This window comes from Sphingobium sp. CR2-8 (assembly GCF_035818615.1).
In the GTDB taxonomy this organism is placed as follows: domain Bacteria; phylum Pseudomonadota; class Alphaproteobacteria; order Sphingomonadales; family Sphingomonadaceae; genus Sphingobium.
In genome coordinates, this window is the sequence record NZ_JAYKZY010000002.1 from 349,866 (window position 1) to 373,051 (window position 23,186).

Below are 23,186 nucleotides of genomic sequence, written 5' to 3' on the forward strand. Positions count from 1 at the left end.
GGCCAAAAGATTATTGTGCAGCGCAACAAATGGAGGATGGCTATGGCTGTTACACCAAGGACACCCAAGAGCAACGTGCGCGGTAAGAGCGGTTCGACGACCCTGTCGGCGAGCGAGGCCCTGAAGGCGGCTGAGGCGGCGATCGCCGCGCCCGCGAAAAAGCCCGCACCGCCCAAGGCGACGCCGCCCAAGCCAGCGCCGCCATCCGCCCCCGCAAGCGTGAAGCCTGCAAGCGCGCCGAACGCAGCGGCCGCGCCCAAGCCGGTCGCGCCCGCACCAGTTCCCGTCGAGACGGCCGCCAAGGCCGTTGCGCCCGAACCCCAATCCACAGAGAGCCTGATCGCAAAGGCCGAAACCATCATCACCCAGCCGCTGCCCGCAGAAGGAACCAAGACCATGACCGAAGTCATCGAAACCGGAAAGAAGTTCGCCGAGGACACCAAGGCCAAGTTCGAAACCGCCTATGCCGATTTCAACGAAAAGGCGAAGGTCGGCGTCGAAAAATCGACCAAGGCGATGGAAGAATTGAGCGATATCGCCAAGGGCAATGTCGAAGCGATGGTCGAATCCGGCAAGATCGCTGCCAAGGCCATGGAAACGCTCGGCCAGGAAGCCGTCGATTACAGCCGCAAGAATTTCGAAAAGGCGACCGCGTCGTTCAAGACCTTCTCGACCGTCAAGACGCCGACCGAATTCTTCCAGCTGCAAAGCCAAATGCTGTCCAGCAGCTTTGACGAATTCGCCAAGGAAGCCGCCAAGCACAGTGAAGCGATGATGAAGCTGGCGGGCGACGTTGCCCAGCCGCTGACCGCCCGCGTGACGGTGGTGACGGACAAGGTCAAGTCGCTGGCCGCCTGATCGGCCGCGCTTTCCCGTCAAGAAAATGAAGGGGCGTCGCTTTCCGTTGGGAAAGCGGCGCCCCTTCGCGTTAACGCTGAATTATCGTCGCCCTTGCGCAGATCGACGGTCCGGCCCCTTGCCATGGGCCGGTAAATCGCCATATCCTTGGCCATCATGAACAGCCTAAACACATGCCCTGCAGGCCCCGTCGCGATGGCCGGTCAGCATCCGGACGATCAGGGCGAAGGTCCGGGCGGTCCCAGCGTCGGTGTCGCCACCCGCACCCGTACCCGCACCAAAAAGCCGTCGCTCTACAAAGTGCTGTTGCTGAACGACGATTACACGCCGATGGAGTTCGTCGTGCATGTGCTGCAAAGCTTCTTCCGCATGGATATGGAGGAAGCGACACGCGTCATGCTGCACGTGCATCAGCGCGGCGTCGGTGTATGCGGGATCTTCAGCTACGAAGTGGCCGAGACGAAGGTCAACCAGGTGATGGACTTCGCGCGGCAGAACCAGCATCCGTTGCAATGCACGCTGGAAAAAGCCTGATACAGGTCGGCTGAACGGCAGAGATCCGGACGTCTCTCGATAGTTGGCTAGAATCCCTCTGTCGGAACACCGACGAAAGTCGCAATTGCGCCGTTCTTCGCTGGACGACTCGCTTTTCCCGGCTTCCCTCGCGCGCCGGGTCACCCTACATCCTCAAGGGTGAGCGAGACGCACAGAGCAGTCGATATATATGATCTGGCCGTCATCGGCGGCGGCGTGAACGGCTGTGGCATCGCGCGCGACGCGGCCGGGCGTGGCGCGCAGGTGCTGCTGCTGGAGCAGGGCGATCTGGGCAGCGGCACATCGTCCGCGTCCACCAAATTGATCCATGGCGGGCTGCGCTATCTGGAACATCGCGCCTTCGGGCTGGTGCGCGAATCTCTGATCGAGCGGGAGCGGCTCTGGGGTATCGCGCCGCACATCATCCATCCGATGCGCTTCGTGCTGCCCTGGACGAAGGGGTTGCGGCCGCGCTGGCTGTTGCGGCTGGGCCTGTTCCTCTACGATCATATCGGCGGTCGCCGGGCCCTGCCCCCGACCGAGGCGATCGACCTGCGCCGTCATGTCGCGGGCGCGGCGCTGAAGCCCGGATTCGGCGCGGGCTATTGCTATTCGGACGGCTGGGTCGATGATGCCCGCCTGGTCCTGCTCAACGCCCGCGATGCCGCCGATCGCGGCGCGCAGGTCCACACCCGCACCCGCGTCGTCCAACTGGAACGCGCCCAGACGCATTGGCGGATCACGACGCAATCAGCGCATGGCGAAGCGCAGACCTTCCATGCCCGCGCGATCGTCAACGCGACCGGCCCGGCGGTACTCGACCTTCTCAACCGCGCGCATCGACCGACCGATCGCCATATGCGGCTGGTGCGCGGATCGCATATCGTCGTGCCGCGCCTGTTCGACCACGGCTTCGCGTATTTCTTACAGCTGCCCGACGGCCGCATCTTCTTCGCCATTCCCTATGAGCGTGATTTCACGCTGATCGGTACGACGGACCGCGATCATGAGGGCGGACTGGCGCATGTCGTGGCGAGCGAGGAGGAAATCGCCTATCTGTGCGAGGCCGCCAATCGCTATTTCACCCGTGCGATCACGCCGGGCGATGTCGTCTGGTCCTATGCCGGGGTGCGCCCGCTGGTCGACGACGGATCGGGCCGACCGGAAGCGGCGACGCGAGGCTATCGGCTGGACGTGGATGGCGCGCCGGGCGAACCGGTGCTGCTTAGCGTGCTGGGGGGCAAGATCACCACCTATCGCCATCTGGCGGCCGAAGCGGTCGATCGACTCCAGTCCCATCTGCCAGTGCTGCAAGGCGGGGACTGGACCGCGGACGAACCCCTGCCCGGCGGCGATTTCGCGATGACCGGCCTGGCGGCACTGACCGATGAACTGGCGCGCGATTATCCTTTCCTGGACCCGATCACGGTCGATCGGATCGCCCGCGCCTATGGCACGCAGGCGCGGGTGTGGCTGGGTGCCGCAAAGCATCACGCCGATCTGGGGCAGGATTTCGGCCATGGCCTGAGCGAGGCGGAGGTGCGCCACATGATGACGCGCGAATGGGCGCAGACCGGCGAGGACATTCTCTGGCGGCGCAGCAAGCTGGGCTTGCGGTTCGATGCCATGCAGGTCGAACGGCTGGCGCGATGGTTGAAGGGGACAACATGAGCGAACGCCATCTGCTGGTGCTGGACGCGGGCACGACATCGACGCGGGCGATGCTCTTCACGCCGGATGGCGCACGGATCGCCACGGCGCAGGCGGACCTGACCCAATATTATCCGCAGCCCGGCTGGGTCGAACATGATGCGGCGGACATCTGGACCCAAACGCTCGATTGCGCGCGACAGATGGTGGAGCAGGCAGGCGGTGCCGACCGGATCGCCGCGATCGGCATCACCAACCAGCGCGAGACGGTGGTCGCATGGGACCGGCGCAGCGGCGATCCGATCGGCCGGGCGATCGTCTGGCAGGATCGGCGTACCGCCGACCAGTGCGCGGCCCTGCGCGAGGGCGGCCATGAAGCGGCGATCCAGCGACGCACCGGCCTCGTCCTCGACCCCTATTTTTCCGCGACCAAGATGCGCTGGATGATCGACCATCGACCTGAGATCGCATCGGCTGGCGATCGGCTCGCCTTTGGCACCGTCGAGAGCTGGCTGGTGTGGAAGCTGACCGGCGGCCTGCATGTGAGCGACGCGAGCAATGCCAGCCGCACCCAGTTGACGGCCCTGGACGGCGCGGGATGGGATGACGCCTTGTGCGCGCAGTTCGGCGTGCCGCAAGCGGCCTTGCCCCAGATCGTCGACAATGCCGGCGATTTCGGCGCGACCCTGCCCGAATGGCTGGGCGGCCCGATCCGCATCTGCGGGCTGGCGGGCGATCAGCAGGCCGCAACCATCGGGCAGGGGTGCCTGGCGCCCGGCGCGGTGAAGGCGACGCTGGGCACCGGCGCCTTCGTGCTGGCGTCGGTGGGGCAGGGGGTGCCGACCTCCGCCCATCGATTGCTCGGCACCATATTATGTCAGATCGACGGCCAGCGCCATTATGCGCTAGAGGGGTCGATCTTCGTTGCGGGCAGCCTGATCCAGTGGCTGCGCGATCGGATGGGGCTGATCGCCACCGCCGCCGATAGCGAAGCCCTGGCGCGATCTGTGCCCGACAATGGCGGCGTGTTCCTGCTGCCTGCCCTGTCGGGGTTGGGCGCGCCGCATTGGCGGCCGGAAGCGACCGGGACGATCAGCGGGCTGACGCACGGGACGGGGCGGGCGCATATCGTACGCGCCGCGCTCGAATCGATGGCCCATCAGGTCCACGACCTGTCCGCTGCCTTTGCCGCCGATGGCGCGCCCTGGCGCATGCTGCGGATCGATGGCGGGATGAGCGCCAACGACTGGATCGCGCAGGATATGGCCGATATGCTGGACCTGCCCGTTGAGCGGCCGTCCGACGTGGAAACGACGGCGCGGGGCGCAGCGATGCTGGCGGGTCTGGGCTGCGGCCTGTTTCCATCGCTGGCGGCGGCGACCGGCATGGCGGCGGACCATATGCGCTTCACGCCCGCCATGGATGCACCGACACGTGAAACGCGGATGGCGGGGTGGCGCGCGCTGCTGCCTCAGTGACGGCGTCCGGTATCGATGCGTTTTACCTTCCAGGGTGCGTGAGCAAATATTAATCTTGAGCGGGTAGCACCGCCGTCAACATGCCGCTCATCGCCCTTCGTCATCCGTCATCCTGGACCGCGCCGTTCGCCACCGGCGGCTGTTATTTCGTGGCTGCGGCTCTGGCGCTGATGCTGTCGCGGTTTGAAGGCGGGCTGGCGTTCATCTGGGGCGCCAATGCGCTGTTGATGGCGGAACTGCTGACGTCGCGCACCGCCTATTGGCCGCGCGCCATCATCGCCTGCGGCATCGCGAGCGCGGCGGCGACCGCATGGGTCGGCATGGGGCCAGCCGCGGCGCTGCCGATGGCGGCGATCAACATCCTGGAATCGTTCATCGTCGCCGTCGTCTGCCGCTGGTTCGTGGCGGATCGGCTGGTCACGGGGGCGATTTGCCCATTGATGGTTTTTGTCATCGCGCTCTGCGGGGTCGCCAATATCGTCGCGGGGGTTGCGGCCGCGCTGGTCGCATCGACCCTCACGTCGGTGCCGTTCGGCGATAGTTTCGTACAATGGTATACGGGCCATGTCCTGGGCGGGCTCACCTGCGCGCCCATATTGATCATGGCGTTGCAGGGGGAATTTCGCCGCTGGCTGGACGAAGCGTCGGCGCGGAACAAGGCGGAAGCGGTGCTGCTGCTGGCGCTGTTCGCGCTGGTCTCCGTCCACGTTTTCTACTGGGCGCGCTATCCGCTCTTATTCGCGCCGTTGCTGCCATTGGTGTTGATCGCTTTTCGCGTCGGCCATATGGGATCGGCCGCAGCGATCATCGTGCTGGCCGCGATCGGCGGCCGCGCCACGATGATGGGCATCGGCCCGCTGGCCTGGATTGCAGACGGAACCGGCGAGCGCATCCAGTTTTTTCAGCTCTATATCGCGCTCAGCGTCCTGCTGTGCACGCCGATCGCGGTCGAACTGGCCATGCGAAAGCGGCTGTTCCAGATGCTGCAACAAAGCGAAGCGCGCTATCGCGCGATGGCGGAATATAGCGGCGACGTGGTGTTGGACATCGGCATCGACGGCACGATCCAATATGCCTCGCCATCGGCCAGCGAACATATCGGCTGCGCGCCCGAACTGCTGATCGGGCAGGCGGCGGCCAATCTGGTCGATCCGCATGATCGCGCGCTCGTTATCGACACCCATCGCCGCGCCTTGGCCCAGCCGGGGTCCATCCACAAAGCCGAATTTCGTCCGCTGGTATCGGCGGACGAGTGGGCGTGGTGCGAGATGGTAAGCCGCGCGATGATCGACGAACGCGGTCTGCCCAGCGGTGTCGTCAGCATGATTCGCGACATGTCGCGGCACAAGGCCCGGCAACGCGCCCTGCAGCAGGCGGCCGCGCGCGATTCGCTGACCGGCGCCGACAGCCGCCGCGCTTTTCTGGACAAGCTGGATCGGGAAATCGCGCGCGCGCGCTTCGGCGCGCGTTCCTCGCTGCTGCTGATCGACATAGACCATTTCAAGGCGGTCAACGATCTCCATGGTCATGGCGCAGGCGATCGGGTGCTGACCGCCCTTGTCGAACGGTTGCGACAGGGGTTGAGCGTGGAAGACAGTATCGGCCGTCTGGGCGGAGAGGAGTTCGCCCTGCTGCTGATCGACAGCGACATCGTCCGGGCGAGCGTGCTCTGCGAACGCTTGCGCCTGCTGTCGGCAGAGCCGATCGTGGTCGACGCGACGCTGGCGATCGGCGTGACGTTCAGCGCCGGGCTGGTCGAGCTGGACGCCACGTCCGATCGTTCTGCGCTGCTGGAGGCGGCGGACAAGGCGCTCTATCAGGCCAAACATGGTGGCCGAAACTGCCTGCGTCTGGCCGCCTGACATAGCGGCAAGCCTATGCCTTGTGACCTGACATAGTAGCAGTGATGAGGTAAAAATCGCGATGTTATGTTGTAACTTATGATGGCTTGGCCTATGTGTCGGCTACCATGAAGTTGACCTTGCGCCATGCCCTGATGAGCGGCCGTATCGATCGCATCGCAATCGCGCTGTCGGGACTGTGCGTGGCTCATTGTTTCGCCACGGCGGTGATATTGGGCCTGTTGGCGTCGGCGGGGGGCATTTTCGAAAGCCCGCTCTTCCATGAAGCTGGATTGGTGGTGGCGATTCTGCTGGGTGCGGTAGCGCTGGGCCATGGGGCGCTCGTCCATGGCTATATGATGCCTGCGGCGATCGGATCGCTGGGCCTGGGCGTTATGGCGGGCGCACTGACTATGGACCATGGCTTGCAGGAAAGCGTCTACACGCTGATCGGCGTCGGCATCTTGGCGCTGGGCCACGACCTCAACCACCGCGCCGGGCGTTAGTTAGTCAAACAGCGGCGCACAGTGCGCCTCCATTTCCTCCACCTTCCCTGCGTATCGCGCGCACTCAGTCCAATATGTGCATGACCATCGGCGTGTCGAGCAGGCTGTCCGATCCGGACAGGCGTTCGAGCGTATCGCGCACGGTGCGTTCCGCGCTGGCATGGGTGACGATCGCGACCAGCACGCCATCTTCCTGATTCGCGCCGCGCTGGATCATGCTTTCGATCGACACACCCGCGTCGCGGGTTGCAGCGGCGATCTCCGCCAGTACGCCGGGGCGGTCCTGCACCTTGAAGCGCAGATAGGCGCGGCCCACCCGCTCGCCTGCATCGGCCGTCTTCTGCGGGGTGAGGGCAGCGACCGGCATCGCGAACGCATCGCCATATTCGTCGCGCGCCACGTCGATCAGGTCGGCGACCACGGCCGAAGCGGTCGGGCCATCGCCCGCGCCGCGCCCCTGGAAGAAGAGGCGGCCGACGAAATTGCCCTCCGCCACGACGGCGTTGAGCGACCCGTCGACATGGGCGAGCGGATGGTCGAGCGGCACCAACATCGGGTGGACGCGCTGGAACAGGCCTTCGCTGCTATTCTGCGCCATGCCGACCAGGCGAATGCGAAAGCCCAGCGCAGCGGCTTCGGCGATGTCGGCGGCGATCACATGGCGGATGCCGGTGGTGGCGACCGCGTCGAAATCCAGTTCGGTGCCGAACGCCAGGCTGGCGAGGATGGTCAGCTTGTGCGCGGCGTCCACGCCATCGATGTCGAAGCTCGGATCGGCTTCTGCATAGCCCAGTTCCTGCGCTTCCTTCAGCACGGCGTCGAAGGCGCGGCCTTCCTTCTCCATCGTCGTCAGGATGTAATTGCAGGTGCCGTTGAGGATGCCATAGACGCGGCTGATCTCGTTGGCCGCCGCGCCTTCACGCATCCCCTTTATGACCGGTATGCCGCCCGCGACAGCGGCTTCATATTTGAGCGCCGTTCCGCCCTGTTCGGCCAGACGGGCCAGGTCCAGGCCATGATGGGCCAGCATCGCCTTGTTGGCGGTGACGAAGGGCTTGCCCAGCGTCAGGCACTGGCGCGCCAGCGTCAGTGCAGGCCCATCCGCGCCGCCAATCAATTCGACCACGACATCGACATCGTCGCGCGTCGCCAGCGTCGTCATGTCATCCACCCATTCATAGGGGGTCAGGTCGACGCCGCGATCCTTGTTGCGGTCGCGCGCGGAAATGGCGACGATCTGGATCGGGCAACCGGCGCGGCGTGCGATCAGGTCGCCGTTGGTTTCCAGCAGCCGAATCACCCCGCCGCCCACCGTACCCAGACCGACAAGCGCGACGCGCAGCGGGGCATGGCGGTGCAGATTGGTCATGGCGGCGTATCGTCCTTATGTGGCTGATGAACGCCGCGCTGATAGCCGCCTGCGCGTATCTGTCCAAGAAAAAGCGGGCGTTCGTTGACCGGCTGCCTGGTTATGGCGTGGCGCGGGTCCGGCCGCAGGGGCCGAGCGCTGCCATCACCACCGCATAATCGGCCCGGGCGGCTTCGGCGTCCTGCGCGGACAGGGTGCGCACCGTGCGGGACGGCAGGCTGGCGGGCAGGGTGCAGGCCAGGCGATACCAGAGCAGGCTGCCCGGCTCTGGCGGCCGGGCCGCTTCATCCACGATTTCGCCGAGTGCGACCGCCCAATGGGGCGGCTGTCCGGGGCGGCGGAGGATGGAGAGCGACACCGGATCGCCCTTTTCGGTGCGCAGGAAAATCTGCGTCTCGCCTTCGCCCGCCACCGTGCCCGCGACATGGAAGGCATCGCCCAGATCCAGGATTCGCGGCGCGGAATTGGGGGCCACCAAGGCGGACAGAACATTCTTTACGCGATCCAGTTCGGCGGTCGTCGCAGGGATCTGCGCATCGGGGGCGATGAGCTGGACTTCGCCGGGCCGTGTCCCGGGACGGGCGAAGATGATGACCTCAGCCTTTTTGAACTTGGCGATCTTCCCGCGTGCGTCGGTCGGTGCGTCGTACAGATAGGTTATGATCGGGCTGATCCCCGCTTCGCCGCGAATCAAACCCGTCACATCGGCCTCCACAAACAGCCTTTTATGTCCTGCGGGGACGTTTCCGGCCTGTTCGGCTTTCAGCACGATGATGTTGCGGATGCGCACATTGGCCACGAGAGGCGCTTTGTCCGCCAGGTCTACAATGTCGGCATAGGACAGCCCCGATCGGCCCGCTGATGATTGCGTTATCATTCCGCCACTTTGCGCAAAGGCCGGGAAAACCGCGGAAGATGCGGCGGAAATGAGGCATATGAGCGCCAGCTGGTTCAGGCGGGTGGCGGATTTCATCGTCTGCTTCGTCCTATGTTATTGGCCCGTGGCAAGGATGTCACAGGCAAGTCATTCCGATATGAAATGGTAACCGCAAATGAACAAATCGATAAAGCGTTTGCGTGCCACGATGCGTCGCGATAGGAGTTTGCGCGGTAGCAAATGAACGGACGGGGGCCAAAGGCGACTGGGATAGCCCGGTCGGCTTGGGTCGTTTTTGGCTGATTTTGTATAAACCACTGGTAAGATGAGTTAAGGAGTGTCGTTGCCGAATGGCCTATGCTGACCACTCGCAAGGATCGAGTCGGACTGTCTCGATCGTCATCGTCGCCCTGATTCACGCTGTTCTTGGCTATGCCTTTGTCACCGGTCTTGGCATGAAATATGTCAAAAAGGCGGCAGAACAGCTGAATGTGATCGACGTGAAGGAGGAACCGCCACCACCGGACGAGGAGCCGCCGCCGCCGCCGCCAGATCAGCCGATCGAGCCGCCGCCGGTTGTCGCGCCTCCGCCGATTGTGCAGACACCGGCGCCAGCGCCGCCGATCCAGACGGTTCGGACACCCCCTCCGGTGTTCAATCCGGTCCCGGTCGCCGCGCCGCCGCCACCCCCGGCCGCACCGCCGCCACCGCCTCAGGCTGCAACGCGCGCTTCGCCGCGTGGCGCACCGGGCAGCTGGCTCAGCGATGCCGACTATCCGAGCCGCGCGCAGCGTGAAGAACGTTCGGGTACAGCCGGTTTCCGGCTGGAAATCGGCGCCGACGGCCGTGTGACGAACTGCACCATCACTCAGTCGACCGGTCATCCCGACCTCGACGAGGCGACCTGCCGCCTGCTTCCGCGCCGTGCGCGCTTCAAGCCGGCCAAGGGTTCTGATGGTCAGGATATGCCCGATACCTACAATGGGCGTATCACCTGGCGTCTGCCGGAATAATCCTATCGGGAAGGCGTGCGCCCGGCGCCGCCTGTCCCTAGCTTGATCTCATTGAGAGGGAAGTCTTGAACATGTTGATGTATCTCGCAGCTGCGGCGCCCAAGCCGGAAAACCCCTATGGTCTGATGGAAGCCCTTGAACAGGGCGGCACCATTGCCTGGACCGTGTTCCTTATCCTGTGCGCCATGTCGGTCGGCACTTTCTACATCCTGTTCACCAAGCTGATCGAACAGCAGAAGGTGATCAGCCAGGGCAAGAAGGTCCGTGCGACCTTCTGGCGTTCGGCTTCGCTGAAGGAAGCGTCGGCCAAGCTGGAAAAGAACTCGGCCTACAAGCAGATCGTCGACGACGGCATCAAGGCTCAGGAAGAGCATGGCAAGCTGAAGGACCCGGTCGAAGCGCATGACTGGCTGCACGGTTCGCTGGCCCGTTCGGAAGCCGCGATCAACTCGTCGCTCGGTGGCGGTCTCGCCTTCCTCGCGACCGTTGGTTCGACCTCGCCGTTCATCGGTCTGTTCGGTACGGTTATCGGCATCTACCGCGCGCTCATCAAGATCGGCGCTGCCGGTCAGGCTTCGATCGACGCCGTTGCCGGCCCGGTCGGTGAAGCGCTCATCATGACCGCCCTGGGTCTGGCCGTGGCCGTTCCCGCGGTGCTTGCCTACAACTTCCTGCAGCGCCGCAACAAGTCGATCGCCGAGCAGCTGAACGGTTTCACCGTCGACCTGCTGGCCTATCTGGTTTCGGACGGCGCCGTGAAGCCTGCCGTTGGTCCGGCTCCTGCCGCGCCGATCGCCAAGCCCGCTGCCGCACCGACCAAGGCCTGATTGCCTTAAGACTCCGGTCCGGGGATCGGGTGGCGGCTGCGACCGCCCGATTTCCCGCCGGACGTGGGCCTCGTTTGACGGGGCACCATCGACACCAAGGTTAGGATAGTATCAATGGCAATGAGTGTTGGCCCCGGCGGCGGTGACGACAAGCCCTTGTCCGACATCAACACGACGCCGCTCGTCGACGTCATGCTGGTGTTGCTCATCATCTTTCTCATCGCGGTCCCGGTCGTCGTCCAGACGGTCGATCTGCAGCTTCCCAAAGTTGCGTTCGAGCCGACCACGACGAAGCCGGAAAATGTGTCCCTCTCGGTCACGTCGGCCGCAGATGGCAAATGTGCCGTGTTCTGGGGCATGACCCCGGTCGATTCCAGCGAACTGCTCAACCGGGCGGTCGCAAAGCTGGAAGCGGACATCAAAAAGGCTGGTGGCGTTGAGAATATGACGCCCGAGGATCTGCCCGAAGTGCATATCCGCGGCGACATCAACACCCCCTATCGTTGCATCGGCGGGACCATCTATACGATGCAGCGCGCCGGTTTCCCGAAGGTGGGCTTCATCTCCGAGCCGGAACCCGGCACGTCGACGACCCGCCTCTGACCGGCTGATTAAGGAGATATCGCTATGGCCATGAGCATGGGTTCCGATGAAGGCGAACCGATGATGGAAATGAACACGACGCCGTTGATCGACGTCATGCTCGTTCTCCTCATCATGTTCATCATCACCATCCCGATCCAGACCCACGCGGTTAAGATCGATCTGCCGCAGAACGCGCCGCCCACCGACAGCGTGATCGACCCGGTCAAGAACAAGGTCGCCATCGACCCGGCCGGTATCATCACCTGGAACGGCGCGCCGATCGACCTGCTGACCCTGCGTCAGTATCTGCAACAGTCGCTGCGCCTGCCAGTGGAGCCGGAACTCCAGTTCCAGCCGAACGCGCAGACCCGCTATGTGACCGTTGACGAAGTGCTGGCGGAGATCAAGCGTGCGGGCGTGACGAAGCTGGGCTTCGTCGGCAATGAACAATATGGCAGCTTCTGATCGCTGATTTTTCAGCATCGTTCGCTCCACACAAGACTTCCCGGTTTTTCCGGATAGGGCTTGCTGAACGGGCGGCAGAAGATTGTCGATGATCAAGGGCTGCCTTCGGGTGGCCCTTTTTTATGTCCGTGGCCGACGTGGTGGCGCGGTATCGCGCTGACGTTATAAGCATTGGCGGCCAGTTGGATCGCATGGGGCAAGTTCAATCCCGTCGTCCAGGTCGTTGAAACAGGCCACCCTCGATCTTACGGCAAGATCGATGGTCGCTCTCATCGAACGGCGGACTTAACGCTTTACTTACCCTGATCACCGATAAGGACGCAAAGGCGGTGCGGTATCGGCATATGGGCGCGGAACGACAGACAGACCTAGAGCGAAAGGGACGGGCGGCTGAACGGCGCAACGTGCAGATCGGCGTCAAGGTACGTCGACCGGGCGAAACCTGGTTCACGAGCCGCATCACCGATGTGTCAGTCACCGGATTTCGCCTGCAAAGTTTCATGAAATTGCGGGTCGGCAGCGAGCTGTGGATCATGCTCCCTGGCTTTGAAGGGCGTCGCGCCAGCGTCCTATGGACGCGCGGGCCGGATTCGGGCTGCGCCTTCGAACGACCGCTGCACCCGGCGATACTCGACCATATCGTCCAGCTAAGTCAGGCGTCGCCTTCGCGGTGACGCGTCTGGATTGGCGGGATAATGATATTCAGCAAATTCGCTCTCTTCCCGACGCTCGATTGACGAAGACGGCATGAAAGCAAGGCCCTTGGGCATGCTGTAGAACCCAAGGCGTTCCAATCATCATCGCGAGCGCAGCGCGGCAATTCGCTGTCCCGCATATGGATTGCTTCGCTATGTTCGCAATGACGGGATGGATCGAACCGAAGTCATCCGTCTCAGGTCTTTCCGCCAAATGGATAGGGTAATACCAAGTTGCATTGATAGGAACCTATATCCAGTTGTTCCCCGGCGTAGGCTGGGGTCCAGCCCCGCGCTCAGAACTGGACCCCGGCCTACGCCGGGGAACCGCCTTACGGGTCAGCATCATCGAATTATAGTATTAGCGCCCCAGAGCGGCGGCTGAGAGTTTGTGGCTGCAAGGTCCAACAAACCGAACTGGTTGAAGCTGCGTCTGGTACGATCGCGACAAGGATCATGCCGGAAATCGGACGACCAGTATGCCACGATTGCCGTCGTCCGCTCATGTGCGGCTTGGCACCATTTACGGTGGTGACAATCAGTGCGGCGTAAGGATGAGAGGATAAGATCGGCCACCGGTCCTGGCCGATCACCATCCGGCCTGTCCCATCGGCCCTTTCCCAACCCGATCAGGCGCTCGACACGTCCTGAAACTGCAGACTCGCCAGTCGCGCGTAAAGCCCGTCCCTGGCGACCAGCGTCGCATGGTCGCCCTGCTCCACGATACGCCCTTCGTCCATCACGATGATGCGGTCGGCGGCGCGCACCGTTGCCAGCCTGTGGGCGATGACGATCGTGGTGCGCCCCTGCATCAACACGCCCAGCGCGTCCTGCACCAGCCGTTCCGATTCAGCATCCAGCGCGGAGGTGGCTTCGTCCAGCAACAGGATCGGCGCATCGCGCAGCAGCGCCCGGGCGATCGACAGGCGCTGGCGCTGCCCCCCCGACAGGCGCGCGCCGCCTTCGCCCAGCTGACTGTCCAATCCTTGCGGAAGCGCGCGCAGAAAAGCCTCGGCATTGGCGGCGCGGGCGGCGGCCCATATCTGCTCTTCGGTCGCGTCCCAGCGGCCATAGCGCAGATTGTCGCGCGCCGACGCGGCGAAGATCACGCTGTCCTGCGGCACCATCGCCATCATGGCGCGCAGCGCGGCGGGGTCGGCGTCGGGCAGGGCGACGTCGTTCAACCGGATCGTGCCGGACGCCGGGTCGTAGAAGCGCAGCGCCAACTGGATCAGCGTCGATTTTCCCGCGCCCGAAGGGCCGACGACTGCGACCGTTTCGCCCGGTGCGACAGCGAAGGAGACACCATGGAGCGCTGCCTGGTCGGGCCGGGTGGGATAGTGGAAATGGACATCCTCGAAGCTCAGCCGCGCACCATGGCTGGTGGCGGGGAGGGGCGAAGGGTGGCTGGGCGGCACGATGTCGGGCTGCGCCGTCATCAATTCGTGCAGGCGGCTGGCCGCCCCGGCCCCGCGCAACAGGTCGCCCCAGCTTTCGGATAGGGAGCCGAACGCACCCGCGACCAGACCGCCTGTCAATACGAAGGCGGCGATGCTGCCCCCCGACAGGCGTCCGGCCGCGACATCGAGCGCCCCCTGCCACATCACGGCGGTGATCGACCCGAAGACCAGGGCGATCACCACGGCGGTCATCATCGCGCGTAGCGCTATGCGCCGCCGGGCCGTGGCAAAGCCGCTTTCCACCGTCGCATCGAAGCGGGCGGCCTCCCGCCCTTCCTGGCCAAAGGCCTGGACGATCTTCATCGCGCCCAGCACTTCGCTGGTGACGCTGCCGATATCGGCCAGCCGGTCCTGACTGGCGCGCGACAGGCCGCGTACGCGGCGGCCCAGCCCGATCAACACCAGCAGGATGAAGGGTATGCCAAACAGCAGCATCGCCGCCAGCTTGGGCGCGAGCGCGAAGAGGTAGATCAAGCCACCGATGCCGGTGACCAGGTTGCGCAGCGCGACCGACACGGTCGATCCCACCACCTGTTCGACGATGGCGGTATCGGCGGTCATCCGGGACGCGATTTCGGAAGGGCGGTTTTCTTCGAAGAAACGGGGCGCCTGCCGCAGCAGATTGGCCTGTGTGGCGCTGCGGATGTCGGCGACGACACGTTCGCCCAGCCAGGAAACGAAGTAGAAGCGCAGCGCGCTGGCGATCGCCAGGACGATCACGATCAGCAACAGATATTCGAACCAGCGGCTGATGTCGCCCCCGCCCATGAAGCCGCGATCGATGACGAGGCGGAAACCGCTGGGAATGCCCAAAGTCGCTGCCGAGGACACGATCAGCGCCACCATCGCGCCGAAGATGCGGCCGGGATAGCGACGGGCGAACCCCCACAGCATCGCCAGGCTGCCAAGGGCGGGGCGCGCGTCGGCGCGGGCGGTGGGTTGCGTGGCATCCTCCATGGATGCGGCGCTTAAAGCGATTTCAGGCCGGATGGAACATCTGACGTTCGGGAAAGGACCGAAATCGCTTCGTCCGAACGCTTCTCCCCCGTCCTCGGTGCGCTTAGCTGTCCCCTATGATCTGCCCCGCCAGTTGCATGACCCGCCGGGCGTCGGCGTCCCCGGTCAGGGCGTAGGCCATGTCGCCCGCTTCCCAATAGGCGACGACCTCGCTCTGCCGCCGCGCGATGCGCGGCGTGGCTTCTGCCGGGGTTTCGGCGCGATCGGCGAAGAAGGACAGATGTTCGCCCTGCGGGGTCACCATCGACATGGCGATGGCCGGGCTGTCGGCGGTCGGGAAAAGCTGCACATCGGTCACACGCCATCCGGTCGGCAGGGCGGGCAAGGTGATGCCGGTGGATCGTTCGATTTCGGGGGCATCGAGCGTGACGCTTTCCACCTGCGACGCCATGGCCTGCCGCAGCAGGCCCGCGCGGCGGGACGCGGCGGCTTCGTCCAGAAAGCTGCTGGCCTGGGCGCTTTGCGGAAATTCCCCCAGTGCGCCGCGCGCGATCCATCCAGTGGCGATCAGCGCGGCGATGGCGGCGGCCCGGCCCATATGCCGCCAGCTTGTGCCCCGATCATTGTCGTTGGCGACCGGCAGGCTGATGTCGCGGCGGCGGCCGACCAGCGTTCCCTTCGTTCCGTCCTTGACCAGGCGGAAGTCGATATGCGGCCAGCGCTTGCGCCAGCGTCGCGCGACCAGTCGCTCGCCGGGGCGGGCCGCATCGTCCAGCAACACCACGCCGTTTGGCGAGAGACGCGCGAACAGGCTGTCGGCCGCGCCCCGGACCAGCGGATGGACGCTCCATGGCGGGCCGTCGATGATCAGCAGGTCGATCTGGTCGGGCAGATGGTCGATCGCATACCAGCGGCCCGGCCAGTCCGCGCTCTCCTGCGTCAGCGGCGCGTGCCGGATGTCGACGTCCAGCGCATGATCCGCGAGCCACTGCCGGGTCGCATCCACGAACCCGCCATGCTGGTCGAAACTGTGGAGACGACCGTCGCCATGCAATTGCAGCGCGCGCGCGGCGATCAGGGACGACGCGCCGGCACCCAGTTCCACCACATGGGTGGGCCGCAGTCGCGCGATTTCCCGCACGATATGGCGCAGGAAACCGACATCCGCCTTCCAACTGCCCAGATGCGGCAGCGCATCGTGCGGCAGGCGGAGTTCGTCCAGCAGCGCCCTCTTGTCCGCCGGTCTCCCGCCCGACAGGCTGGCGAGCAGCCAGGGCCAGCCGATCGCGCCGAAACCGATGCGCCAGGCCAAGTCGGACAGGCGACGGGGCAGGCCGCTTGGCGTATCATGCGCCTCCGTCAAAGAAAGAAAGCCGGTCATGTCACGGGATGTCACTGGAAAACACGCTCCTCTTATCGTCGCGGGACTATGCGGCCTTGCCTGTTTCGCGCATATGACAGCGCGGAAAATCGTCAATTAAAGACGCAGGGAATGCCGATGACCCGTATAATTTCCGCGACGGTCGAACGCTGGCCGGTCGCGGGCGCCTTCGTCATCAGTCGCGGGGCCAAGACCCATGTCGACGTCGTCGTCTGTACCGTAAGCGATGGCGTGCATGAAGGGCGCGGCGAAGGCACGGCCATCTATTATGAGGGCGAAAGCGCGCAGGGCTGCGTCGCGGCGCTGCGCGCCTATGCCGGGCCGATGGACCGGGCGGCGCTGCTGACGCACATGCCGCGCGGCGCGGCGCGCAATGCGCTGGACTGTGCGCTGTGGGATCTGGAGGCGAAGCAGGCCGGGGTGCCGGTCTGGCAACTGGCCGGACTGAGCGCGCCGGAGCCTTTGCCGAGCGCCTTCACCATCAGCCTGGGCGACCCCGCCCGGATGGAGGCGGATGCGCGTGTCGCCGCAGGCTGGGGATTCACGCTGCTGAAGTGCAAGCTGACCGGCGAGGGCGACCGGGCGCGGATCGCGGCGGTGCGGGCGGGTGCGCCCGACGCGCGGCTGATCGTGGACGCCAATGAAAGCTGGCACGATCGGGATATCGCCGCCGAAGCGGTTGCGCTCGCCGCGCTGGGTGTCGAGATGGTCGAACAGCCCATGGTCCATGGGCAGGAAGACAGGTTGATTGGCGTGGACGCGCCGCTGCCGCTCTGCGCCGACGAAAGCTGCCATACCCGCGTCGATCTCGATCGGCTGGGCGCTTTCGACGCGGTCAATATCAAGCTGGACAAGGCCGGTGGCCTGACCGAAGCCCTGGCGCTGAAACATGAGGCGCAGGCCCGGGGATTCCGCATCATGGTCGGCTGCATGCTGGGCACGTCGCTGGGCATCGCGCCCGCCGCGCTGGTGGCGCAGGGCGCGGACTGGATCGACCTGGACGGCGCGCTGCTGCTGGCGGAAGATCGGGACGGCGGATGGCCGTTGCGCGGCGGGCTGCTGCAACCCGGCACGCTTTGGGGCGGGGGCTGACGGCCCGCCCTAGCGCCCTGGATCAATAGCCCAGCGTCAGGCCGACCGCATAATATTTGGGACCGACATTGGCCTTCGCCCGCAGCTTCGGGAAAACTGGCAGAGCCAGCGTCGCATAAGGGCGCGTATTGTCGCCGCTCACGCGCACGCCCGCGCCGATCGTGGCGAACAGGGGAATGCTATAGGCCGCCTCGACCCGGCCATAGAGCTTGGTGTCGCCATTGCCGACATAGACGCCCGCGCCCGGCGTCAGGCTGAATCCGGCAAAGCCCAAAGCATAGCCAGCGCCGATCTCCGTCCCCCAATGGCCGTCGGCGCGACCATAATTGACCTCCGCCCCCAATCCCTCGGCATGGGCGGTGGCGGGCAGGGCCATGGCGAGCATGGCGGCGGTGGCGGCAAGGGCAATGATCTTCATGCCGCCCGGCTAGGGTGCCGTACCCTTCCCTGCAAGATGCGAGGGGACGAGGTGAGTCGCTGGCGCGGCGGGGCGAAGCGATGGACGCAGCAGGCCGTCAGCCCTTTTCCACCTCATGATGCACGATATGCATGTCGGGATAGGGCATGACCGCCCGACCGTCCGGCGCCGCGGTGAAACTGGTCTGGGTGGGATAGGCGAACTCGATCCCCTCGGCATTGAACCGTTTCCAGATGGCGAGGCCGATGCGGTGGCGCATGTGGAAATAGTCGCGATGGTCGGGATCGGGCACGTCGAAATTCAGCTGATAATCCAGCGAACTCGCGCCGAACGCGATGATACCCGCATTGACGAAGATCAGCCCTTCTGCCTCGACGATGTCCTTGAGCATGTCGGGGATGGCCTCGGCCTTGGCCTCGTCCGTCTGGTAGATGATGCCGATGGCGTAGGTGACGCGGCGCTGGATCAGCGTCTGGAGGCTGGTGATCTCCTTTTGCAGCAGGTTCGCGTTGGACACGACCTTGCGTTCGCCCGACATGGCGCGCAGCCGCGTGCTTTTCAGGCCGATCCGCTCGACGCGCGCGGTTGTCTGGTCGAACTGGATGATCTCGCCCCGACGGAACGGCTTGTCGAAGATGATCGACAAGGCGGCGAACAGGTCGGAGAAGATGCCCTGCGCCGCCAGGCCGATGGCGATGCCGCCGATACCCAGGCCCGCGACAAGCCCGGTGACGTTGACCCCCAGATTGTCGAGCACCACGATCGCCGCGATCGCGAACAGCGCGAAGCTGACCAGCACACGGATGAGGCCCATCGCGTTCGCCAGCGTCTCGCCGCCGCCATCTTCCGCCAGCGTCTTGCGCTCGATGAGGCCCAGGATGATTTCCCGCGCCCAGAGCGCGGCCTGCAACACGGCGGCGATGGTGAAGAGGAAGGAGACGGTCTTGCCCAGCGCCAGTGGTGCGTCGGCATAGCCCACCACAAGCTGGGCGGCGACCAGCACCATGAAATAATGGCTGGTGCGCGCCGCTGCCCGGCCCAGCACATTGGTATAGCCCAGCGGATCGCCACGATGCCCCTTGTGCCGCTTGCCCAGGGTACGCAGCGCCGCCAGCGCCAGATAGATGAGGACGCCTATCCCCACCGCGATCAGGATCTGGAGATAATGAACCTGGAACCAGGCGATGGTCGAATGCCACATTTCGCGCAGGTTGGGCGCGGGCATATTGATATCGAGGGGCGTGTCTTTCTTGTCGGCCATGCTGTCCTGTCGGGTCGAAAAAGGCGGATCAGGCCGCCGCTGCAAGCGGGGTGCAATCCGCGATCGCATCCAGGAATGCAATAAGGCCGCGTTCCCCGCGCGTCAGATAGCGCGTCCTGCGCGGCAAGCGAAGCCCTTCGCGCCATTCGTCCTGCCCATCCTTGCACAGGGCGAGCAGGGCGGGGTGGATATAGCTTTTGCGGCTGATCGCAGGCGTGTTGCCCAGCGCCAGCGCGACGGGGTCGATCATCTCCTTCAAGGAGACATGCCCCTGCGCCAGCGTTTCGAACGCGATGGTGGACGCCCCCCAGGTGCAAAAATGCTTGGCGGTGAAGGGCGCGCCCATGGCGTCGGCGATATAGGCGTTGACGTCGCTGGACGTAATCGGCCGCGCGTCGCCATCCTCATCCAGATATTGGAACAGATGCTGACCCGGCAGATCCTGCACCTGGCGCACGAAGCGCAGCAGGCGCGTGTCGGTGATGGTCAGCAACTGCTGCTTGCCCGACTTGGCGCGATAGCGCAGCGTCAGCGACTTGCCGGTCAGGTCGACATGGCGACGGCGCAGCGTGGTGGCGCCGAAGCTCTTGTTGGTCGTGGCATATTGCTCGTTGCCCACGCGCAGCTTGGCGAGGTCGAGCAAGCGGATGACGGCGGCCAGCGTGCGATCCTTCCGCAGGCCGCGCCGCGACAGGTCCGCCTCCAGCCGTTCCCGCAATTTGGGCAGGGCGCGGCCGAATTCGGGGCAGCCGGCATATTTCTCCGCTTCGCGCGCGGCGCGGAAATCGGGGTGATAGCGATATTGTTTGCGGCCGCGATCGTCATAGCCGATCGCCTGCACATGCCCATAGGGCGACGGGCAATACCAGCATTGCACATAGGCGGGGGGCAGAGCGATGGCATTCAGCCGGTCGATCTCGTCCCGGTCGACGATGCGCGCGCCGTCCGCATCATAATAGGCCCAGCCATGCTTGAGCGCACGTCGCGTGATGCCGGGAATGGAGTCGTCTGCATGGACGATCGGGTTATGGGCCATCTTATCCTTCTCATGCCCGAAAACCCGCCGTTCATCGCTTCGTTCCGCAACTTCCGCCACCGACGCCCGTTAAGCATGCCTGCCCCACATAAGGAGATAGTCATGCCCGCCATCGAGGAAAGCCGCATCCTGATCATCGCGACCGACGGTTTCGAACAGTCCGAACTGTTCGATCCGCGTCAGGCGCTGATCGACGCCGGGGCGGAGGTCGTTCTCGCCTCGCCCGATACCAAGCCCATCCAGGGCATGAAACATGATAAGAAGGGCGACACGATCACGCCCGAAATCACGCTGGAGGCGGTGAAGATCGCCGAATATGACGGGCTGATCCTGCCGGGCGGCGTCGCCAATCCTGACACGCTGCGCATGAACGATCAGGCGATCGCGATCATCCGCGACTTCGCCCAGTCCGGCAAGCCCGTCGCGGCGATCTGCCACGGCCCTTGGCTGCTGATCGAGGCGGGGGTGGTGTCCGGCCGTACGATGACGTCCTGGCCATCGCTGCGCACCGACTTGGCCAATGCCGGCGCGCAGGTGGTGGATCAGCAAGTGGCGATAGACGGCAACATCATCACCAGCCGGAATCCGGACGATATCCCCGCCTTCGTCGAGGCGTTCAGGAAAGCGGTGACCGAAGCCCAGCCGGTCGAAGCCTGACCGGCGCGGTGTCGCGTCGCCATGGCATGACCTGACGACGCAGCACCGACAGATGCGCCAGCGCCCACGCCGTGCAGACCAGGAAGGTCGGCACGGCGAAGGGCATCGAGTGGGGAAAGAGCCACGGGGCGACGATCGCCGCGAGGCTGCCGCCCAATGCCCATGCCAGCGCGCGCGGCTCCCCATCCGGCCCCCGCAGCCAGACCATGCAGCCCGCCACGCCGATCAGGAAGCACAGGATAAGCCGGACGACCACCTGATCCGCCAGGCCGGTTGCAATGATCAACAGCCCCAACACGCAAGCCGCCCAGGCCAGGCCGCGACGGCCAAGCAGCAGGGTGGCAAGCGGGTAAGCCAGCAATTCGCAGGCCAGCGCCGCCAGCAGGATCGCCAGCGCTCTCTTCTCGTCCCCGGCCAGCATGGCGACGGCTGCAACGGCGATCCAGCCGATCAGGCGGGACGGAGCCATCATGATATGGCTGACCCACTCTCCCACGCCGGGGCGCAGGGTGAAGCGCCGATCCGCCAGCCTCAGATGAAATCCGCCGACCAGCAGCAGGGCGTCGATCCCCCACGGCAGCAGGCCCGGCGCGACCAGTGGGCAGGCGAGCAGCAGGCCCAGCAAGAGGCCGTGGATAACGCCGAACGCGCCCAATTTCCCCGTCATGCCGGAACGCCCTGACGCCGGATGAGGGCGGCGGCCAGCTCGCGCTTCGCGGTATCCTTGCGCAGGCGGCTGATATAGGTGTCCAGCCCGATCTGAAGCGCCAGCATCATGAAGATGAAGGGTTGATAGGCGATCCCCACGAACAGCGATCCGATCATGTAGATGACATGGCCCTGTTGCAGCGCCACGGCGAAGGGCGCGATCCAGCCTTCGTCCGGTCCGTCTCTATGGCGATAGAGGCGGCGTATTCTTTCGGTGCGGATGAAGCAGATGCCGTGGATCAGTGCCCAGATGAAGAAGCCGAAATAACCCTGCTCGCCCAGCATCTCGAAATAGGCGCTGTGATAGGCGCGGCCCCGGTCGGTGACGACGCGCCGCTCGATGCGGCTGCCGCCGCTGTCGCTGACGGTGCTTTGGGCGACATAGGTGAAGCTGTTCTGAAGATAATTGTCGAAGCCGCCGCCGCCCGGGTGGGATTTCACATAATCGAGCGTCCACATCCACACCGCGACGCGGGTCGACGCGCTTTCGTCGCCCTGATGATTCTCGATCGTCTCCATCCGCTGGGTGAAGCTGGCGGGCAGGAAGGGAATGGCGGCCAGCGCCGCGACCGCCAGCAACGGCCCATAGACGAATTTCCGTTTCGACCGCATCAGCATCATGCCTGCCAGGATGACGATGCAGACCAGGCCCGTGCGCGCTTCGGTGCCGATCGGCATCAGCATGCAGGCCAGGCACAGTGCGTAGCAGAAGCCCTTTACCTTCCAGTCGGGCGGGAAGATGGTGCCATGTCTGGACAGCCACAGGATCAGCGGCATCAACGATATGGCGACGCAACTGATGATGCTGCCTTCATACAGGCCGCTGTTATTTTCGACCATCAGGTTGAGCACGCCATAGCCGCCGCCCGACAGCGCCGTCTTCATGCCGCCATTGATGATGATGGTGCTGGCGCACAGGATCATGAAGACGGTGAGCGCCTCGATTCGCAGCCGCGTGCGCAGGACGAGCGGCAGGAAGATGCCCGCGATGATCGCCTTCCACACCCAGTTCCATTTGGTGAGCGCCTCGACCGGGAAGTCGGCGGTCAAGGTAGTGTAGCCGCACCAGGCGACAAGGACGAGCATCAGTCCCTGTCGTACCGAGAACCGGCAGTCTTTCTTGTCGTCCAAGACAAGCCATGCCCCCACCATGGCGGCGAAGGCCATGGCGGAAATGGGAATGGTGTTGAGCAGGAAATAGGACAGACGCTGGGGCGAGACGATGTCGATATAGGCATAGACCGCGACCAGCAGAAACGGACGGCGCAGACCCATGAGGCCGAAGAGGCCCAGAAAAGCGATGAAGAACAGGTCACGCATCGGACTGCGGCTCCGAGCCTGAAGGACGCTGTGGGGGCGGATCGCGGTCCAGATCGGGGCGCGACAACAGCCGCCAGGCGGCGAGCAGGATCACGCCATGGCTGATGAGCAGGGAGAGGGCGTCGATCATAGGCGTTGCATGATTCCGTTCGGCACTTGCCTCCACTAGCGAGACAGAGTTGACGGGCCGTTAAACCT

23 protein-coding genes are annotated in these 23,186 nt (G+C 64.7%); 13 read left to right on the plus strand and 10 right to left on the minus strand.

The window, feature by feature from the left end; translation table 11 throughout:
• The first annotated feature begins 42 nt into the window (after positions 1-42).
• From U5A82_RS05505 to U5A82_RS05530, 6 genes are all read left to right on the plus strand, one after another.
• A complete protein-coding gene (locus tag U5A82_RS05505; protein WP_326289284.1) occupies positions 43-858 on the plus strand; it encodes a phasin family protein in 816 nt (271 codons plus the stop codon).
• A gap of 195 nt (positions 859-1,053) precedes the next feature.
• Positions 1,054-1,392 carry an ATP-dependent Clp protease adapter ClpS gene (gene clpS, locus U5A82_RS05510; protein WP_326289285.1) on the plus strand — a complete coding sequence of 113 codons (339 nt, stop codon included), beginning with the start codon at positions 1,054-1,056 and terminating at the stop codon, positions 1,390-1,392.
• Positions 1,393-1,551: 159 nt separating this feature from the next.
• Positions 1,552-3,063: a glycerol-3-phosphate dehydrogenase gene (locus tag U5A82_RS05515; protein ID WP_326289287.1), complete on the plus strand. Its 1,512-nt coding sequence runs from the start codon at positions 1,552-1,554 to the stop codon at positions 3,061-3,063.
• Positions 3,060-4,520, plus strand: a complete 1,461-nt coding sequence (locus tag U5A82_RS05520; protein WP_326289289.1) for a glycerol kinase — start codon at positions 3,060-3,062, stop codon at positions 4,518-4,520. The genes U5A82_RS05515 and U5A82_RS05520 overlap by 4 nt, the downstream gene beginning before the upstream one ends.
• An 80-nt stretch (positions 4,521-4,600) precedes the next feature.
• Positions 4,601-6,382 (plus strand): sensor domain-containing diguanylate cyclase, encoded by a 1,782-nt coding sequence (locus U5A82_RS05525; protein WP_326289291.1) that lies wholly within the window; start codon positions 4,601-4,603, stop codon positions 6,380-6,382.
• Positions 6,383-6,489: 107 nt separating this feature from the next.
• On the plus strand, positions 6,490-6,867 hold the full coding sequence (locus tag U5A82_RS05530; protein WP_326292859.1) for a MerC domain-containing protein: 378 nt from the start codon (positions 6,490-6,492) through the stop codon (positions 6,865-6,867).
• A 64-nt stretch (positions 6,868-6,931) separates the two neighbouring features.
• Here the strand turns inward: U5A82_RS05530 and U5A82_RS05535 are convergent, their stop codons facing one another.
• Both U5A82_RS05535 and U5A82_RS05540 read right to left on the minus strand, forming a co-directional pair.
• Complete coding sequence (locus U5A82_RS05535; protein ID WP_326289293.1) at positions 6,932-8,236, minus strand: homoserine dehydrogenase; 1,305 nt, start codon at positions 8,234-8,236, stop codon at positions 6,932-6,934.
• Positions 8,237-8,336: 100 nt separating this feature from the next.
• Positions 8,337-9,209 (minus strand): hypothetical protein, encoded by an 873-nt coding sequence (locus tag U5A82_RS05540; RefSeq protein WP_326289295.1) that lies wholly within the window; start codon positions 9,207-9,209, stop codon positions 8,337-8,339.
• Between the two features lie 254 nt (positions 9,210-9,463).
• Between U5A82_RS05540 and U5A82_RS05545 the strand changes: the two genes are divergently transcribed.
• The 5 genes from U5A82_RS05545 (at position 9,464) to U5A82_RS05565 (ending at position 12,677) form a co-directional block, all read left to right on the plus strand.
• A complete protein-coding gene (locus U5A82_RS05545; protein WP_326289296.1) occupies positions 9,464-10,126 on the plus strand; it encodes an energy transducer TonB in 663 nt (220 codons plus the stop codon).
• A gap of 71 nt (positions 10,127-10,197) precedes the next feature.
• Positions 10,198-10,953: a MotA/TolQ/ExbB proton channel family protein gene (locus tag U5A82_RS05550; RefSeq protein ID WP_326289298.1), complete on the plus strand. Its 756-nt coding sequence runs from the start codon at positions 10,198-10,200 to the stop codon at positions 10,951-10,953.
• Between the two features lie 114 nt (positions 10,954-11,067).
• On the plus strand, positions 11,068-11,556 hold the full coding sequence (locus U5A82_RS05555) for an ExbD/TolR family protein (protein ID WP_326289299.1): 489 nt from the start codon (positions 11,068-11,070) through the stop codon (positions 11,554-11,556).
• Between the two features lie 24 nt (positions 11,557-11,580).
• On the plus strand, positions 11,581-12,003 hold the full coding sequence (locus U5A82_RS05560; RefSeq protein WP_326289301.1) for an ExbD/TolR family protein: 423 nt from the start codon (positions 11,581-11,583) through the stop codon (positions 12,001-12,003).
• Between the two features lie 344 nt (positions 12,004-12,347).
• Positions 12,348-12,677, plus strand: coding sequence for a PilZ domain-containing protein (locus U5A82_RS05565; protein ID WP_326292860.1), 330 nt, complete (start codon positions 12,348-12,350; stop codon positions 12,675-12,677).
• 650 nt (positions 12,678-13,327) lie between these two features.
• Here U5A82_RS05565 and U5A82_RS05570 read toward each other — a convergent pair.
• Together U5A82_RS05570 and U5A82_RS05575 are read right to left on the minus strand one after the other, a co-directional pair.
• A complete protein-coding gene (locus U5A82_RS05570; protein ID WP_326289302.1) occupies positions 13,328-15,115 on the minus strand; it encodes an ABC transporter transmembrane domain-containing protein in 1,788 nt (595 codons plus the stop codon).
• A gap of 103 nt (positions 15,116-15,218) precedes the next feature.
• On the minus strand, positions 15,219-16,511 hold the full coding sequence (locus U5A82_RS05575) for a class I SAM-dependent methyltransferase (RefSeq protein ID WP_326289303.1): 1,293 nt from the start codon (positions 16,509-16,511) through the stop codon (positions 15,219-15,221).
• Between the two features lie 102 nt (positions 16,512-16,613).
• On the opposite strand from U5A82_RS05575, the gene dgcA reads away from it, so the two are divergent.
• Complete coding sequence (dgcA, locus tag U5A82_RS05580; RefSeq protein ID WP_326289304.1) at positions 16,614-17,588, plus strand: N-acetyl-D-Glu racemase DgcA; 975 nt, start codon at positions 16,614-16,616, stop codon at positions 17,586-17,588.
• A 22-nt stretch (positions 17,589-17,610) separates the two neighbouring features.
• Here dgcA and U5A82_RS05585 read toward each other — a convergent pair whose 3' ends face one another.
• From U5A82_RS05585 to U5A82_RS05595, 3 genes are all read right to left on the minus strand, one after another.
• Complete coding sequence (locus U5A82_RS05585; protein WP_326289305.1) at positions 17,611-18,006, minus strand: hypothetical protein; 396 nt, start codon at positions 18,004-18,006, stop codon at positions 17,611-17,613.
• A 97-nt stretch (positions 18,007-18,103) separates the two neighbouring features.
• Positions 18,104-19,267, minus strand: a complete 1,164-nt coding sequence (locus U5A82_RS05590) for a mechanosensitive ion channel family protein (protein WP_326289306.1) — start codon at positions 19,265-19,267, stop codon at positions 18,104-18,106.
• A gap of 28 nt (positions 19,268-19,295) precedes the next feature.
• On the minus strand, positions 19,296-20,303 hold the full coding sequence (locus tag U5A82_RS05595) for a DNA topoisomerase IB (RefSeq protein WP_326289307.1): 1,008 nt from the start codon (positions 20,301-20,303) through the stop codon (positions 19,296-19,298).
• Between the two features lie 102 nt (positions 20,304-20,405).
• On the opposite strand from U5A82_RS05595, the gene U5A82_RS05600 reads away from it, so the two are divergent.
• Positions 20,406-20,960 (plus strand): type 1 glutamine amidotransferase domain-containing protein, encoded by a 555-nt coding sequence (locus U5A82_RS05600; RefSeq protein WP_326289309.1) that lies wholly within the window; start codon positions 20,406-20,408, stop codon positions 20,958-20,960.
• Here the strand turns inward: U5A82_RS05600 and U5A82_RS05605 are convergent.
• Genes U5A82_RS05605 through U5A82_RS05615 form a run of 3 tightly spaced genes read right to left on the minus strand, consistent with a single transcriptional unit; the run spans position 20,920 to position 23,118 of the window.
• A complete protein-coding gene (locus U5A82_RS05605) occupies positions 20,920-21,627 on the minus strand; it encodes a hypothetical protein (protein WP_326289311.1) in 708 nt (235 codons plus the stop codon). The two genes, U5A82_RS05600 and U5A82_RS05605, sit on opposite strands and share 41 nt — an antisense overlap.
• A complete protein-coding gene (locus U5A82_RS05610) occupies positions 21,624-22,988 on the minus strand; it encodes a DUF5935 domain-containing protein (RefSeq protein WP_326289313.1) in 1,365 nt (454 codons plus the stop codon). The genes U5A82_RS05605 and U5A82_RS05610 overlap by 4 nt, the downstream gene beginning before the upstream one ends.
• Positions 22,981-23,118 (minus strand): hypothetical protein, encoded by a 138-nt coding sequence (locus U5A82_RS05615; protein ID WP_326289315.1) that lies wholly within the window; start codon positions 23,116-23,118, stop codon positions 22,981-22,983. The genes U5A82_RS05610 and U5A82_RS05615 overlap by 8 nt, the downstream gene beginning before the upstream one ends.
• Positions 23,119-23,186: the final 68 nt, after the last annotated feature.